At 59.0% G+C, this 15,948-nt stretch carries 9 protein-coding genes; 7 read left to right on the top strand and 2 right to left on the bottom strand.

Annotated elements, in window-relative coordinates; genetic code table 11:
• Positions 1-247: 247 nt before the first annotated feature.
• Positions 248-2,467, bottom strand: a complete 2,220-nt coding sequence (locus ACONT6_RS15995) for a TonB-dependent receptor (protein ID WP_428819421.1) — start codon at positions 2,465-2,467, stop codon at positions 248-250.
• Positions 2,468-2,637: 170 nt separating this feature from the next.
• Between ACONT6_RS15995 and ACONT6_RS15990 the strand changes: the two genes are divergently transcribed.
• The 5 genes from ACONT6_RS15990 (at position 2,638) to ACONT6_RS15970 (ending at position 10,884) form a co-directional block, all read left to right on the top strand.
• Complete coding sequence (locus ACONT6_RS15990; RefSeq protein WP_428819420.1) at positions 2,638-6,039, top strand: hybrid sensor histidine kinase/response regulator; 3,402 nt, start codon at positions 2,638-2,640, stop codon at positions 6,037-6,039.
• 67 nt (positions 6,040-6,106) lie between these two features.
• Positions 6,107-7,306 (top strand): MFS transporter, encoded by a 1,200-nt coding sequence (locus ACONT6_RS15985; RefSeq protein ID WP_428819419.1) that lies wholly within the window; start codon positions 6,107-6,109, stop codon positions 7,304-7,306.
• Positions 7,293-8,237, top strand: coding sequence for an alpha/beta hydrolase (locus tag ACONT6_RS15980; RefSeq protein WP_428819418.1), 945 nt, complete (start codon positions 7,293-7,295; stop codon positions 8,235-8,237). The genes ACONT6_RS15985 and ACONT6_RS15980 overlap by 14 nt, the downstream gene beginning before the upstream one ends.
• A 102-nt stretch (positions 8,238-8,339) precedes the next feature.
• Positions 8,340-8,948, top strand: coding sequence for an HdeD family acid-resistance protein (locus ACONT6_RS15975; protein ID WP_428819417.1), 609 nt, complete (start codon positions 8,340-8,342; stop codon positions 8,946-8,948).
• Positions 8,949-9,084: 136 nt separating this feature from the next.
• Entirely contained in the window at positions 9,085-10,884 is a 1,800-nt protein-coding gene (locus ACONT6_RS15970; protein WP_428819416.1) for a PLP-dependent aminotransferase family protein, read from the top strand.
• A gap of 12 nt (positions 10,885-10,896) precedes the next feature.
• Here ACONT6_RS15970 and ACONT6_RS15965 read toward each other — a convergent pair whose 3' ends face one another.
• Positions 10,897-12,126: an MFS transporter gene (locus ACONT6_RS15965; RefSeq protein WP_428819415.1), complete on the bottom strand. Its 1,230-nt coding sequence runs from the start codon at positions 12,124-12,126 to the stop codon at positions 10,897-10,899.
• Positions 12,127-12,414: 288 nt separating this feature from the next.
• Here ACONT6_RS15965 and ACONT6_RS15960 point away from each other — a divergent pair, with 288 nt between their 5' ends.
• Positions 12,415-13,284, top strand: a complete 870-nt coding sequence (locus tag ACONT6_RS15960; protein ID WP_428819414.1) for a carbon-nitrogen hydrolase family protein — start codon at positions 12,415-12,417, stop codon at positions 13,282-13,284.
• Between the two features lie 192 nt (positions 13,285-13,476).
• Positions 13,477-15,924 carry a TonB-dependent receptor gene (locus tag ACONT6_RS15955; protein WP_428819413.1) on the top strand — a complete coding sequence of 816 codons (2,448 nt, stop codon included), beginning with the start codon at positions 13,477-13,479 and terminating at the stop codon, positions 15,922-15,924.
• Positions 15,925-15,948 lie beyond the last annotated feature (24 nt).

Raw genomic sequence — 15,948 nt, 5'->3', positions numbered from 1 at the left:
AGTCAGCAGAATACTACTCAATTTCTGCACGCGGATACCTCGGTGGCTGATTCGAGGGTGCTTCACTGCCGCCCTCACTTTTCAGCCTAGAAGAGTCCGCTGCCAAAGTGTGATATTTAGCGCCAATTTAAGAAAAGGTGCGCCGATACGGAGATCGAGGCGACAGTGCGGGATGAGAAGGCGGCAACAAAAAAGGGGCCCGAGGGGCCCCATTAATGCTATTCACAACAATGCAAGGAGGACGTGATTAGAAGTTGTAACTACCTGTGAGTGCGATGGTGCGGGGCGCGCCGTAGTAACCAGTAACCAGGCCGGCTGAGTTATAGCCCGCATTGCGGTACTCCTCTTCGCGCAGGTTTTTACCCTGCAGCGAGAGTTGCCAATTGCCGTCTGCGCTGAAGTAGGTGGCACCGGCGTCCAGCAGGGTAACGGAATCGCTATCCAGTGCGCTGGGTGCCGCGTAAATCTGGATGCCGTCACGGTAGGACAGGGAGCCGTTCAGTACCAGCTCACCGCCCAGCATATCCATGCTGTAGCTCAGCTGGCCCAGTGCGGTTTTGGCGGGGCTGTACTGCAGGTTGTCCCAGATATCCGCTACGTTCACTTTCTCTCCGCTGGCAGTGTCGTAGGTCATTACCTCGATGTAGTCGCCGTCGGTATACCCGAGCACGATGTTGGAAGTCAGGCGGTCGGTGATACTGGCCATCATCTCCAGTTCGAAGCCACGGATTTCCGCTTCACCGGCGTTTACCACGGAGCTAGCAAAGCCCTGGGTCTCGGTGGAGAAGTCCTGCACGGTTACCTGCATGTCTTCGTAGTCGGTGTGGAAGGCAGCCGCATTCAGACGGATGCGGTTATTCCACAGTTCGGTTTTGATACCGACTTCAAAAGTATTTGCAGTTTCCGGATCGTAACCTTCTTCGGTTTCCGGATTCACACTTGCGTCGCCGCGCATGTCAAAGCCACCGCTCTTGAAGCCAGAGCTGAAGCTACCGTAAACCATGGTGTCTTCGGATACGATGTAGTCCAGACCGGCCTTGGGTGAGAACTGTCCCCAGCTGTCGCCGTTGGTATAGTCGGTCAGGATACCGATCGGGTTTGGATTGGCCGCGGTGCCTTCGAAGTGGTCGGCAAACATCGGCGAGTACAGTCCGTCGTAGTTGGCCTTGAAAACGCGCGCGGATTTTTCATCGCGGGTGTAGCGGCCGCCGACAATCAGGTTCAGCTTATCGGTAAGAGAACGGTTGTAGTTGGCGTACACCGCAAGGCTTTCGGTATCCACGCTACCGCTGACATTCTGGGTCAGGCCGTTCGGGAAGACCGTCGGCAGCAGAATGCTGTAGATATCCAGTACTGCATCGAAACCACCGGCAGCGGTGCCTTCGTAATAGTAGATGCCGGATACCAGGTTGGCATTGTCGCCATTCCACGCCAGCTGGAATTCCTGGGTGAACTGGTCGTCGTCATAGTACGCGGGAACATCGAAATCCGGGCGTGGGCTGCTGTCGAAGTCGATATTGGTTCTGGTCTCGCCACTGCGGGAAGCGGTAATGGACTTCACGGTAACGCTTTCAGACAGGTTCCACTCGGCAGTCAGGGACATGCCGGTGCTTTCGACGGAGTTGTCTGACGGCATGTTGGAGCGGTGATCGTAGACATTATCCAGGGGTTCTTCACCACCGTAGGGGTTGGTGAACATCAGGTGACCGAAGCGCGCGTTGGAATCGTCTTTGGTGGTGTCCGCCGCGAGACGGATCCACAGGTCTTCAGACGGGTTGAACTCCAGGGAAACGCGGCCGCTCAGGATGTCTTTGTTGTAGTTTTCAGCACCGGTGTTGATGTTTTCACCGAAGCCATCGCGCTGGTAGCTGGCTACCGCGAAGCCCACGGCCGCGGTGTCGGACAGACCAGTCTGGCCGCTCAGTACCAGGTCGCGCTGGTTGTAGGAGCCCACGCCGCCGCGGACGCGGAATTCAGTGTCGCCACTCAGCTTTTTGGTTACATATTTGACCGCGCCGCCGATGGTGTTCTTGCCGTACAGGGTGCCCTGCGGGCCGCGCAGCACTTCGATACGCTCCACATCGAACACATCCATTACCGCGCCCTGGGGACGGGCTACATAGATGTCGTCCACATAGATACCAACGCCCGGCTCGAAGCCCCACAGCGGATCCTGCTGGCCGATACCTCGGATGTAGGCGGTGAGGGTGGAGTTGGTACCGCGGCTCACCTGCAGGGTGGTATTGGGGGTGAGCTTTTGGATATCGCTGAGGTCGGCTACGCCGTTTTCCAGCAGCTGGTCTTCACCGAATGCAGTTACCGCCACCGGTACTTCCTGCAGGGACTGCTCGCGCTTCTGCGCGGTTACGGTTACTTCTTCGAGCTGTGGCTCGGCGTAGGCGAAGCTGGCACCGCAGGCGAGCATGACACCTACGGCGAGGGGGTTGAACTTTATCGTTTTGCGCATGGCTCTCTCCGATCACCAGTAGTTATGGTTTTTATCTAAGTTACGGATCTGCACTGTATCTTCTGTGTAGAGCCTTGCCTGCTAGACCAAGGTATGAAGCCCGGGTCGTAGTCAGAGCAGGACAAAAAACAGTCGATAGGGTAGTCTTTCAATAATAACCAAAATAATGAATGAGGCGCCAATTGTTCAGTCTCTCCCTGCTGGCCGCCGTGGGCCTGATCTATCTGCTGCTGCTGTTTGCTATCGCCTTCTGGGGTGACCGGCTGCCGGCCGGGCGTATCCGTCCGCTAAAGCCCCTGTTGCTGGCCCTGGCCGGGACCTATACCAGTGCCTGGATGTTTTTCGGTGTGCCCGCCCAGGCGGTGACCGAGGGCTGGCTGCTGCCGCCCACCTTTGTCGGTGCCAGCCTGATGCTGGTCTTCGGCGCCCCCCTGCTGATGCGCTTTGTGCGCCTGTCCAAGCAGCAGGGGTCCACCTCCATCGCGGACTTTATCAGCGCCCAGTACGGCGGCTCCCAGTGGCTCGCGGCAGTGGTTGCCCTGCTCGCGGTAGTGGCCATCGTGCCCTATCTGTCCCTGCAGCTGCGCGCGGTGGCGGACAGCTTTCTGCTGCTGGCCCAGAACGTGGAAGACCGGGGCATCAGTGCCTCGGTGGTGACCGGGGTGGTGAGTGTCACCCTGGGACTGTTTGCAGTGCTGTTCGGCACCCGTCATATCGACAGCAGTGTGCACCGCAACGGTATGTTGCTGGCGGTAGCCTTCGAGGCGCTGGTGAAGATCGGCGCGCTGATCGCCGTGGCCTGGTTTGTGGTGTACAGCGCTTTCGATGGCGCAGCGGACCTGACCCGCGCGGCGCTGGCGAGTGAAAAAGTCGCTGCGATCGCCGAGGCCCGTCCCGGCGACACTGGCTACCTGGCGGTGGTGATACTGGGGATGGCGGCCATTTTCTGCCTGCCCCGTCAGTTCCATATCCTGATGATCGAGAGTGACGACGAGCGGGATATCGGCCCGGTGCGCAAGTTGATCCCGCTGTATCTGGCCCTGGTGTCTGCTGCTGTGCTGGCGGTGGGTTACGGCGGCATGTTGTGGCTGCCGGAGAGCTATACCAATGCGGAGCGCTTTGTTCTCGGGGTTCCGTTGGAAAGCGGCATCCCGTGGCTGGCGCTGCTGGCCTTCGTCGGTGGCCTGTCCGCCGGCTCCAGCATGGTGATTATTGCCACCATCGCCCTGTCCACCATGATTGCCAATACCATGATCGTGCCCTGGTGGCTGAAGCGCCTGCAGCAGCGCCCGGCGGGCGTCGCCCTGGGGAGCGACCTGCGGCGGGTGCGACGGGTCATTATTGGGTTGCTGATGCTGGCGGCCTTCGGCGTCAGCGAACTGATCGGCTCCGGGGTCAGCCTCGGTACCTTTGGTCTTCTGTCCCTGGCGCTGGCGGCACAGCTGGCGCCGGCGATGATTGCGGCGGTCACCTGGCCTGCGCGCTGGCCGCGATTGCGCGCCGCGGGCGTGGTGACAGGACTGCTGCTGGGCACCCTGGTGTGGGCGCTGTCTGCACTGCCGTCAGCCCTGGGTGGCGAGGACTGGATTGCCGGTGCACTGGGGCTCGCCTGGAGCCCGCTCTCCATCGCCTGCGTATTCGGCCTGGGTATCAATGCCGCCGCGCTGATTGCCTGTTCCCTGTTGCAGCAGCGCTGGTTGCCGGGCAGTGCCGTCGCAGACGTGGCTCCGGTGGATCGCGCGCGCCTGCGCCAGCTGCTGGCGCGTTTTGTGGGTGAGGATGCGGCGGATCGCGCGCTGGCGCCGGTGCTCGAAAACAGCGAGCCCAAAAAACCGCGCGCTTCGGCGGAGCAGTTCCGCGATGCGGTGGAGAAAATCCTCGCCGGTATCGTCGGCAGTACCAGTGCCCGGCGCCTGGTACGCCAGCTGAGTGAACCGGAGATCGCCGCCCAGCAACTGGACCAGGCGTCGGATATCTACCAGTTCGGGCGCGGACTCCTGCAGAGCAGCATCGACAATATCGATCAGGGTATCTCGGTGGTGGATGCCAACCTCAATCTCGTGGCCTGGAACCGCCGCTATCTGGAGCTGTTCCACTATCCGCCGGAGATGATCTACGTGGGCCGCCCGGTGGCAGAGCTGGTGCGCTACAACGCGAGCCGCGGTGAGTGCGGCCCGGGTGTGGTGGAAGATCATGTGAACAAGCGCGTGGAGCACCTGCGCAACGGCACCGCCTACCGGGTGCAGCGCAACCGCACCGACGGCACGGTGCTGGAAATTCGCGGCAACCCGCTGCCCGGCGGCGGCTTTGTAACTACCTATACCGATGTATCCGACTACCAGCGCGCGCTGGCGGAGCTCACCGATATCCGCAACTCCCTCGAGCACAAGGTGGCCCATCGCACCGCCGAGTTGGAAAGTGTGAATGACGAGTTGCAGACCCTGAACCACGAGCTGCAGGAAGCCAGTGCTGGCAAGACCCGTTTCCTCGCCGCCGCCAGTCATGACCTGGTGCAACCGCTCAACGCCAGTCGACTGTTTATTGATGCACTGGCCGCACACCCGCTGGAAGACAACAGTCGCCAGTTGCTCACCCGCGCAGACAGTGCGCTGGCCGCGGCGGAAACCCTGATCACCGATATGCTGCAGATCGCGCGTATGGACGCGGGGGATATCAAGCCCAGCTTCGCACCGGTGTCCCTCGACAGCATCCTCGACGACGCGGTGGCTCAGGCGCGCCTAGCGGCAGAGAGTCGCGGCATTCGCCTGCGCTATCGGCGCAGCCACCTGTGGGTGCAGAGCGATGAAAAAATGCTGCGGCGCGTGGTGCAGAACCTGCTGGACAATGCGGTGAAATATACCCGCGAGGGCGGAGTCCTGATCGGTGCCCGCCGCAGGGGCGACGGCGTTTCCCTGGAGGTGTGGGATACCGGTGAGGGCATTGCGCCGGATCAGCAGCAGGCGATTTTCCGCGAGTTCTGCCGTCTCACGCCGAAGGATTCTTCAAGCCAGCGACAGCACGGCTACGGTCTCGGCCTCGCCACCGTGGAGCGCCTGTGTCGTCTGCTCAATGCGCCCATCGCACTCGCCTCGGTGCCCGGTTGCGGCAGTGTGTTCCGGGTGCGCCTGCCCCGCGCCACGGCGCGAGTGGATGCCCAGCGCCGGGTCAAACGGGGTAGCGGGCGCGGTGTTGCGCTGGATCTGCGGGTTCTGTGTGTGGATAACGAGCCCTCCATCCTCGAGGCCATGGCCGCATTATTGGGTGGCTGGGGCTGCACCGTGCACTGTGCCCAGAACCGGGCTGAGGCCCTGGCAGCACCGGAGCCGGAACTGCTGTTGATGGATTTCCACCTGGACGATGGCGATAACGGCATCGACCTGGCGGCGGAGTTACTGCAACGCTGGGACGGCGATGTGCCCTGCGTGATTATCTCCGCAGAAAACACCAATACCGTCAAAACCCGCGCGCAGCAGGCCGGTTGGCAATTCCTGCAGAAGCCCCTGCGGCCCGCAGCCCTGCGCGCCCTGCTGCAGCAGAGTATCCGCGCTGCCGATGCGACCAAGGTCGTATAGGCAGGGGGCGTGTTCACGCGCAGTCTGAAGCGTAATATCCGGAATAATAACAAGTGGTATCAGAGCGATGAAAAAATACCTGTTGGAAATACTGATGTTCAGCGCCTACGCGCTGTTCGCTGCGAGCTGGGTATCCGGCGCCATTCTCACCCCCGCCATTCAGGCGTCTTTTGGAGAGGAAGGCTTTGCCAATGCCACCTGGGGCAGCAACGTCATCACCATCGCCAAGATCGTCGGCAACCTCGCCGCCGCCGCGCTGCTGATGCGTCTCGGCGCCAAGCGCGCCTTTGCCCTCGCGATTATCCTGATTGCCGCCGGCGGCCTCGGTGCCCTCGCCGGTAGCTACGGTGGCTGGCTGCTGTCGCGCCTGGCCCTGGGGCTCGGCGGTGCGCTCGCCATCGTCTACTTCGCACCGGTGGTACTGCACTATTTCTCCCCCGAAGAACGTCCCCTGATCAACGGTATCAACGCCGCTGCATTCAATACCGGTAACCTGCTCGCGCTGCTGTCCACCACCACCCTGCTCACCTGGCTCGGCAGCTGGCAATCGGTGGTAGTACTGTATGGGGTGATGGTGCTGGCGCTGGGGGTGCTCTGGTGGCTCAGTGCAGAGAATTTCTCGCTGTCTGGCGGCGGTAACAAGCCGGAAGAAAAATACGGTTTCAAGCAGGGCATCAAGCAAGGCTTTAACTGGTGGCTGCCGCTGGCGTATTGCGGCGTGTTGTTCTGCTATATCGCGGTATTCGCGCTGTTCCCGCTGATCGACGGGTTTGCGGTGGCGAGCAGCGATCTCTCCGCGGTGATGATCGCCGCGGGCATGGTAGGTACCGTGGCCGGTATCATCGTCACCAAGCGCTATGCACTGCGTCTGCCGGTGCTGCGCTACGCGGGCCTGGCACTGGTGGGTTTTGCCGCGCTAATGGTCACCAGCCGCGATCCGATCATTGCCTACTCTGCCGCCGCACTCGCCGGCTTCTGCATGTTCCTGCCAATGACCGCGCTGGTTACCCTGCCGCAGGAGTTGCCGGGTATGACACCGGCGAGGATTACCGTCACCTTTGCCATGTTCTGGTCCATTTCTTACGGGGTGGAAACCGTATTGATGTACGGTGCCGGATTGCTGGCTGACGCCACCGGCGAACCCGCCAGTGCAGCCTACTTTGCCGTGGCCTGCTCGGCGTCACTGTTTATCTTCTCTTTCCTGCTGCCGGAGAGCGGCAAAAAAATCGAAGCGGAAAACCTGGAGGCAGAAAATGCGGCAGCTTGATCACAAACTCGCGGAGTGGCTGGTTGCAGTCAATGCCCAGGTCGCGGAGCTAAAGAAAGCCGGTTTTGAGCCCACCCCGATTTCCGCGCGGGAAAGCCTCGCCAATCTGACGGCAAACTTTGTCGAGCCGGGTCCGGAAATGCCGGTGTGCGAAACCCTGGTACATGGGGGGGAATACCCGGTGCCGGTGCGCATCTATCAGCCAAAAGCGCAGTCGCAGGAAAAGTGCGACGGTGCGGCCATCATTTACTGTCACGGCGGCGGCCATATGGCGGGCAGCGTGTCCGTCTACGACCCCATTTGTCGCCGCTTTGCCGAGGCCTGCGGGCGCACCCTGATCTCGGTGGAATATCGCCTGGCTCCAGAAAATCCCTATCCCGCAGCGCTCAACGACCTGCTCAGTGTGGTGCGCAATCTGGGCGCGGCGCTGGATAGAAAAAATATTCCCCACAACGGACGCTGGATTCTGATGGGAGATTCAGGCGGCGGCGCCCTGTGCGCATCCGCGAGCCGTCTGCTACAGCATCAGCCCCATTGCATCGAAGCCCAGGTGCTTATTTATCCGAGCCTGGATTACACCATGCAGACGCCGTCCATCGAGGAAAACGGCCGCGGCTACCTGCTGGAGAAGGAAAAGATTCACTGGTACTTCGAGAATTACCTGAAGCATGCGGAAAACCCGATGCAGGTTTCACCGCTGCACGGGGAATTTACCCGCAAGCTCCCGGCCAGCCTGGTCGTCACTGCAGAGTTCTGCGCGCTGCGCGATGAAGGCGTGGAGTATGTGCGCAAGGTACGCGAGGGTGGCGCCAATGCGGAGCACCTGCACTTCGACGATATGATCCACGCGTTCATGAATGTCGAGAAACTGGTGCCGGATGCGTGCAGCCGTCTGTATCGCCATGTGGCGGAGTACCTGCAGGGCGTTTGATAGCACGAACGGGCTACTCTTTCCGGAAAAATAAACTCGTTTTCTGTGTCTGTAGAGACTAAAACTTCGGCTCCCGTGTATGTAATTAGCCCGGAGTGAGCTATGGCCACAGAAAATGATCTGAATCCATCCTCCAATTACCTTTCTACCCGACCGCTGTTGCGCGCCCTGGCGGACAACTGGTGGGTGGCGCTGGTGCGCGGTCTCTTCGCTATCCTGTTCGGTGTGCTCACTTTTATCTGGCCCGGTATTTCCCTACTGAGTCTGGTCATCCTGTTTGGTGTCTACTCGCTGATGGATGGCGCTGTGGCCATTTACGGGGCGATTACCGGGCGCGGTCAGATCAGTCGCTCATCCCTGTGGTGGCTGTTGTTCGTGGGCATCACCGGTATTACCGCGGGTATCGTCACGTTTATTTATCCTCAAGTAACCGCGCTGGTACTGGTGATTTTCATCGGTGCCTGGGCGCTGGTGCGCGGCATATTCGAGATTATTGGCGCGGTACGTCTGCGCAAGGAGATCGATCACGAGTGGTTGCTGATATTTGCCGGTTTTCTGTCGGTGATTTTTGGCCTGGTATTACTACTCAAGCCTGGTGCTGGCGCGCTGGCGCTATTGTGGTTGATCGGCAGTTATGCCATCGCCTTCGGTATCATTCTGGTCTGGCTTGCCTTCCGCTTACGTAAATTGGCACATAAAACGCATACCTGATTGGCGATCGCCAGATTTTCTGTACGGGGCTGGTGTCACTGGACTGACGCCCGCCCTTGAATGTCCCTCAGGCCCGCGGCAAACTGCCTCAGCGGTTGAATCCCAATTAGGCGATAACAAATATAACGAGCCAAACATGAGCGAAGCACTGATCGTTCTCGACCCCGCTGCGGAAAAAAGCCTGCAGCAGCAAATTCGTGAAAAACTGATCCAGGGTATTCTGTCCGGGAGCATACCCGCCGGACATAAAATGCCGTCATCCCGGCGTATGGCCGAGCAGCTTGGGGTTGCTCGCAATACCGTGGTGCTCGCATACCAGCAACTGGTGGATGACGGATTTTTGGTAACCCGCGAACGCAGCGGTTTTTACGTCAGTGAGACCGTATCTCAGCAGGGCGTTATCAGCCACAACGCGGGTGCGCCTCAGCGGGATGAAGACGACCGCAGCTACTGGCGCAGCCACTGCAATCCAGTCTCGGTCAGCCGCCGTGCCCTGCAGGCCCGTCCAGCCAATTGGCTGCAATACCCCTATCCGTTTGTCAGTAATGAGTATGACCCGCGCCTGTACCCCGGCGCAGAGTGGCGGGAGTGCACCCGGGATATCTTTACGGCGAGGGAGGTGGCCCAGTGGGCTACCCTGGGTGACAACGAGGATGATCGGCACCTGGTTGAGCAAATCTGTACTCGCCTTTTGCCCCGCCGGGGTATCTATGTCGACCCGGGGCAAATTCTTTTGACCAGTGGCATGGAACAAGCCTGTTATCTTTTGGGCGAGCTACTGCTGGGCAGTCAACGTAAACTCGCGCTGGTGCAACCGGTGGCTGGTGAGACCGGGGAGATCTTTCGTCGCACCGGTGCACAGATTCTTCCACTTACCCAGGATGCGGATGGACCGCAACTGGACGACAATCTGAAAGCTGCCGACTGTATCTACCTGCAGCCCAATGTACATAATCCCACCGCTGTTACCAGCAGTCTGGAGCGGCGCCGACGGTTGCTGAAGCAGGCCCGAGAACAGCAGGCGGTGATCATCGAAAACGACTGCGATCACGACTTCTGTTACCACGGAAACCCACTGCCTCCCCTGAAAAGTATGGAGGGCGGTAGCCCGGTCATTTACCTTTACCAGTTCCCCAAGGTAATCGATCCCGGTATGCAACTGGCCTTTATGGTCGCCCCCAAACCGGTTATCCAGCGATTGCGGGCGTTGCGTTACACGCTGCGCGAGCGCGTACCTGCGCTAAACCAGCGCCTGTTGGCAAAGTTCGTTGCAGCCGGGCATCTGGATGCGGCGCTATTCAAGATTACTCAGCAATTGAAAGAGCGCTGGATCGCATTGGGCGAAGCGCTGATGTATCACCTGCCCAAGCTTAAGGTTCGGCGTGCCAGCTGCGGCACCGCCTGTTGGCTGGAGTTGCCTGAACACATGGATGGGACTCAATTACAGATGAGCGCGGAACGGAACGGGTTGTTGCTGGAGCCGGTCAGTGACGGCAGCGCTGTGCGTCTCGGTTTTTCTGCCATCGACGCAGATAAAATCGAGGGCGGTGTGCGGGTGCTGGCGCAACTGATTAACGGGGAGCTACAGGCTGAGGAGGAAACCCTGGATGTCGCTAGCGGTCGTCGCCTGAGTGCAAAAGACTTGCAGAGCGAAATGCCCGGAGCGATTTTCCTGGGCACGAATACCCTGGGAGAATCTTACCGTATTGAACTCAAACCCGACGGCACCATGCTCGGTTACTCCCGCAATGATGTGGAGATGGACGAGACCGACACCGGTCGCTGGTGGCTCGACGGCGACCAGTGGGTGCGCCAGTGGCGCACCTGGTCCTATGGCCGCAGGGCAAGCTTCCATGTAGTCACCGATGGTCACCGGATCAAGTGGTTCAATGAAACTGGCAAGCTGATCGACGCGGCGATTATTGCCAACGAGTAATTTTGCCGGGGCTTAATTTGTTGAGGCGTGGTCCAGCCGCGCGGCGGCCGGAATCGCGACCATGCAGATAGCCAATACCACAACGGTCAGGATGATCAGCTGGGTATAGCTGCCGCCGCCGGTAATAAAATACCCGGCAAACAGCGGCCCGCACGCCAACCCCAGTTTAGATGCAAAACCACCAAACGCCCCCATCTGCCCCGCGCTGTCGAAGCGTGCAGCCATGGTCAGGAAATAGGGTACGCAGAATGCCCAGGTCATACCGGTTACCACGTTCGCAAGGATAAAGACCGGGCGAATATCGCTGTATACGAACAGCAGCAAACCCAGCAACGTAATTACCAGCGCGGCTGCCAGCGGCTTGGCCAGTGGGTATTTTTGCCCGGTGACCGCGGCCAGCGCAGCGCCGCCGATGGCGATCAGGTTAGCCCAGAACAGCGTCTGGCTGATAAAGCCGAGTGGCAGCTGGAAAGTTTTTCCGAGGTCGAAAATAAACGCGAACAGGGCCATATTCGCGAACTGGAAGCAGAACAGTGCAACCAGTGTGACTATGATGGGAAACATGGGTAACGGTGTTGCATTTTCCTTATGCGCACGGCTTTCCGCTTCCGTCGGTAGTGGGTAATCGGCAATCAGCGGCAGCATGCACAGGGTGATGGCACTGAACGTAATCAGTGCAAAGAATGGAACATAAGTGCCGTGCTCTGCCACCAGCGCAGGCAGGAACCCCACGCCGATAGCCCCGCCAGTGTATTGAACCAGCAGCACCATGCTGTAACTCCGCCCCGCGATACCACTGCGGGCAATCACCGCAAAGCCCAGACCTACCAACGCACCACCGAGAACACCGTGTACCAGTCGCAAGGGGATCAGCAGGTCCAGATTTGCCAGCTGAATGGTTAATACATCCATGCCAATGGAACAGCACAGAAGAATGGCTGCGGCGCGTTTCCAGCGGGGGATATGGCGAATCAGCCAGGACACGATAAAGGCCCCGATCACCGCGCCCATGGTATTGGCAAAGGTAATCTGCCCGGCCTGTTCCGCGCTCAGGCCGGCGCCGGCCATCAGCGCATCCACAATGACCGGGAAGATATTTACATAGTACAGACCGGCCGAAGACAGAAAGGCGAGAAAAATACTCGCCGCCCAGCCGTTGCTGACCGCAGCAGGGCGAGTGCCACCATCGTCGGCAAGGGCGGCTGGGATTTCAGTTGCTGCGCTGTTGGCTGGTTCTTGCATGCCTGCTCCGGTGACTCTTTATTGGATTGTTCTTGTCAGTTAGTGCTGGTTGCATCAGTGGCCAGCTCCCGGACCAACGCTAACCTATTACATGGCCAGCCATAGTGCCAGATTGGCATCGGCGTTGGGGCCAAATGCCTGCTCTCCGCTCCAGAACACGCTGTTGAGTCGCGAAAACGCGTTGTGGACTCATGTCAGGTTCAAATCTGGCCCTATAGCCACTCTGCCAATTGGGCCAGTATGGCCCCAGGCAATAAGAAACAGAATGCGCAATCAGGAATCGGTGTGATGAGTAGCAAAACCAGTAATTTCGTATCCCGGAGTTTCGGGATCGCCGCGCTGCAACTGAAGCTTGACGAGACGGACAATCTGGAACTGCTACTGCAGAAAATCCAGCGCACAAAATTGCGCTACCCCTGGGTGAAGATGATTGTATTGAGCGAGTTGGCATTGCGCGGTGTGGGTGCGCAACACGCCCGAGAACTGCCGTCTCCGGAGGAGGAAGCCTTCTGCCACGCGGCACGTGAGCTGGGCATCTGGCTGATTCCGGGTTCCATGTACGAAAAGTGTGGCAGTGCGGTGTTCAATACCACCCCGGTGATCAACCCGGAAGGCGAAGTGATTGCCCGCTATCGCAAGATCTATCCTTTCCTGCCCTATGAGAAAGGTGTGACTGCCGGCGATCAGTTTGTGGTGTTCGATGTGCCGGAAATCGGCCGCTTCGGTGTATCGATCTGCTATGACATGTGGTTCCCGGAAACCACCCGCGCCATGGTATGGCTGGGGGCAGAAGTCATTATCCACCCGACCAAAACCGACACCATCGATCGCCTGGATGAACTGTCCATGGTGCGTGCCAGTGCAGCGATGAACCAGTGCTATATCGTCGATGTGAATTCCGCGGGCGCTCAGGGTGTGGGCCGCTCAATTATCGTAGGCCCGGAAGGTGAAACCATTCACGAGGCCTCGGTTGAGGAAGAAATTGTAGCTTTTGAGGTAGATGTGGAAAAAGTTACCCAGGTGCGCGAGCGCGGAATGAAAGGCCTGGGGCAGACGCTAAAAAGCTTTCGCGATGGCCGGGTGCACTATCCCCAGTATGAACCCGGCGCCGTATCACCGGCACTGGAGCAGCTCGGTGAGCTCAAGGTGCCGGAATAACACGGGCCTGAAATAAATTCACTTTCACAGGATGAATGTTCACTACCGCAAAACTGGACCAGTCGATATAGACTAACTGGCACTAGGTATGGGCCAGGGTCCAGTTATAAAAACCAGTTACAACAACAGCCGGCGCGTTCTGGCCAGCAGAGAAACCCGAGAATAAGAGATCCAAACCTAGCAGAGGGCAATATGAAACAACCAATCAAGCAGGGGTTCAGCAAGTCCATTCTGGCCAGTGCTGTTGCGAGCGTATCCGCCGGTACGTTGTTCGCCATTCCGCAATTGGTGCAGGCGCAAAGTACCGAAATGATTGAGGAAGTCATCGTTACCGCGACGCGCCGCGCACAGAGTGTGCAGGATATTCCCTACAACATTTCAGCCGTTGCCGGTGATGAGCTGGAAGCCGGCCAGATTACCGACGCCGCAGAAATGATGCGCAGCGTCCCTGGGTTGACGGTTGTCGATCGCGGTTACCGGAATTCCGGTACCGTCAATGGTGTCATTATTCGCGGCATGAACGTCGATAGTGGCGCAAACGGTGATGTTCCCCTATCGGCAGTGCCCACGGTAGCAACCTACGTGGACGATACCCCGCTGTATGGCAACTTTATCCTCAAGGATATTGAGCGCGTGGAAGTATTGCGCGGCCCGCAGGGTACGCTGTACGGTTCCGGCTCCCTCGCAGGCACCGTCCGCTACATCATGAAGAAACCTTCAATGGAAGGTTTTGAAGCAAAAGTCGGCAGCAGTGTCAGCCAGACAGAAGGCTCGGCTGGCAACAACTTCAGCGCGGATGCGCTGGTGAATATTCCGCTGGGTGACAAAGCGGCACTGCGCGCTTCGGCGGGCATGATCGACAACGATGGTATTGTCGATTACACCAATGTGTACGCACTCGACGCGCAGGGTGCACCTGTGGCCGAGGGCGGTGACATTGCCAACGGCGCCCCGGAATTTCGCAGTGTGGAAGACGCCGATACCGTCGATATTACCTACGCCCGCGCGTCGCTGCTGATCGAGCCGAACGATCAACTGAGCGTGCAGCTTTCCCACCAGATGCAGAGCGACGAAATCGGTGGCCGCCGCCAGGTTACCCGGGGCAGCAACTGGGTCAGCGGAGAGGAAGCCTTCTACGATGACTATGAAAACGGCGCGGTGACCCTGGAGCCTTCCGAGCGCGACGTGTCGCTGACCGCTCTGGAAGTATCACTGGATATGGGGTTCGCGACCTTTACTTCCAGTACTTCCAGCTACTCCCACGATGGCATCGCCATCAGTGACAACTCCGGTTTCTACGCACAGAACGACTGGTTCGGTGCCTACTACGGTGGTTCGCCGAGACCGCTGGCAAGAGCCGAACGCTTCTACGACGACAGCGCCCTGGTTCAGGAAATTCGCCTGGTCTCCAATGGCGATCAGTTTGTGGATTGGGTTGCGGGGTTCTTCTACATGGACCAGGAGAGCAAGGCGGGCCAGAACAGCTATATGCCAGGCTGGGCGGCGTGGGCAGCCGAAGCTCCGTCAGCCTGGGGCGTTGGCGATAGTGTTGCCGAAGATTTCGCATTCTATGGCGCCAATGTACAGGATCAGGATTTCTACTTCCGCCGCAACCAGAGTTTTACCGATGCGGCGATCTTCGGGGAAACCACGTTCAATTTCTCAGACACTTTCCGCATGACCCTGGGGCTGCGTCACTTTGACAATGAGCTCACTAATGACAGTGTGCTGCAGCTACCCATCTGGCCGGAGCCGGAGGAAGATACCCGCGCAAGCTTCACTACCAAGGAAAATGACACCCTGCTGAAAGCGAATGTGTCCTGGGATATGAGTGGGGACACCATGCTGTACGCAACGGTCTCTGAGGGCTATCGCCGCGGCGGCGCCAATGCGGTGCCCTTGACCGGGGGTTTCGCGGAAAGCCCTGACTACCTGCAGTACGGCTCGGACCAGGTGATGAACTACGAGCTGGGTGTAAAAGGTGCAACGGATACGCTGCGCTATACCGTGTCGCTGTTCCGCATGGACTGGAGTGATCCCCAGCTCAATACCTCGACCGCGAACTGGGGCTTCTTCGCCGCGGTCAATGGTGATGAGGCGAGAACCCAGGGGCTTGAAGTCGAGCTGCAGGGTGACCTGACCGAAAGCATTGGCTACAGCCTCGGCTACGCGTTCGTGGATGCAGAATTGACCGCGGACTTCTACCAGCCCTATGGCAACTTCGGAGGCAGTGGCGTAACCGGAGAGTACATTGTGGCCGAGTCAGGGGCGGCGCTGCCGGGAACCGCCGAGCATACGCTGTCGGTTTCCATGGATCACACCACGGATGTAGGTGCCTACACCCTGGTCAGCCGCCTGAACGGTTACTATCAGTCCGAAACCACCAACGCCATCGGTACAGGAAGAACGGCGGCTGAGTTTGACGCTTTCCAGTTGTGGAATGTGAGCAGCACTCTGGTAGCCGAGTCCTGGGACGCCACCCTGTATGCGAAAAACATCTTCAACGAAGATGGTGTGACCGGTGCTCTGACCGAGGCCCATATGGGAACCGACCCGGCAGAGAACTTCTACGGCAACTCATCCAAAGACTATATCAGTTTGCCGCGCACCCTGGGTGTTTCCGGACGCTACCATTTCTAAGGGTTCATTGTTGCTTCACTGTGT

It is taken from the genome of Microbulbifer sp. MCCC 1A16149 (genome assembly GCF_050368945.1).
GTDB lineage: Bacteria > Pseudomonadota > Gammaproteobacteria > Pseudomonadales > Cellvibrionaceae > Microbulbifer.
This window is presented reverse-complemented; position numbering and strand designations above follow the sequence as displayed.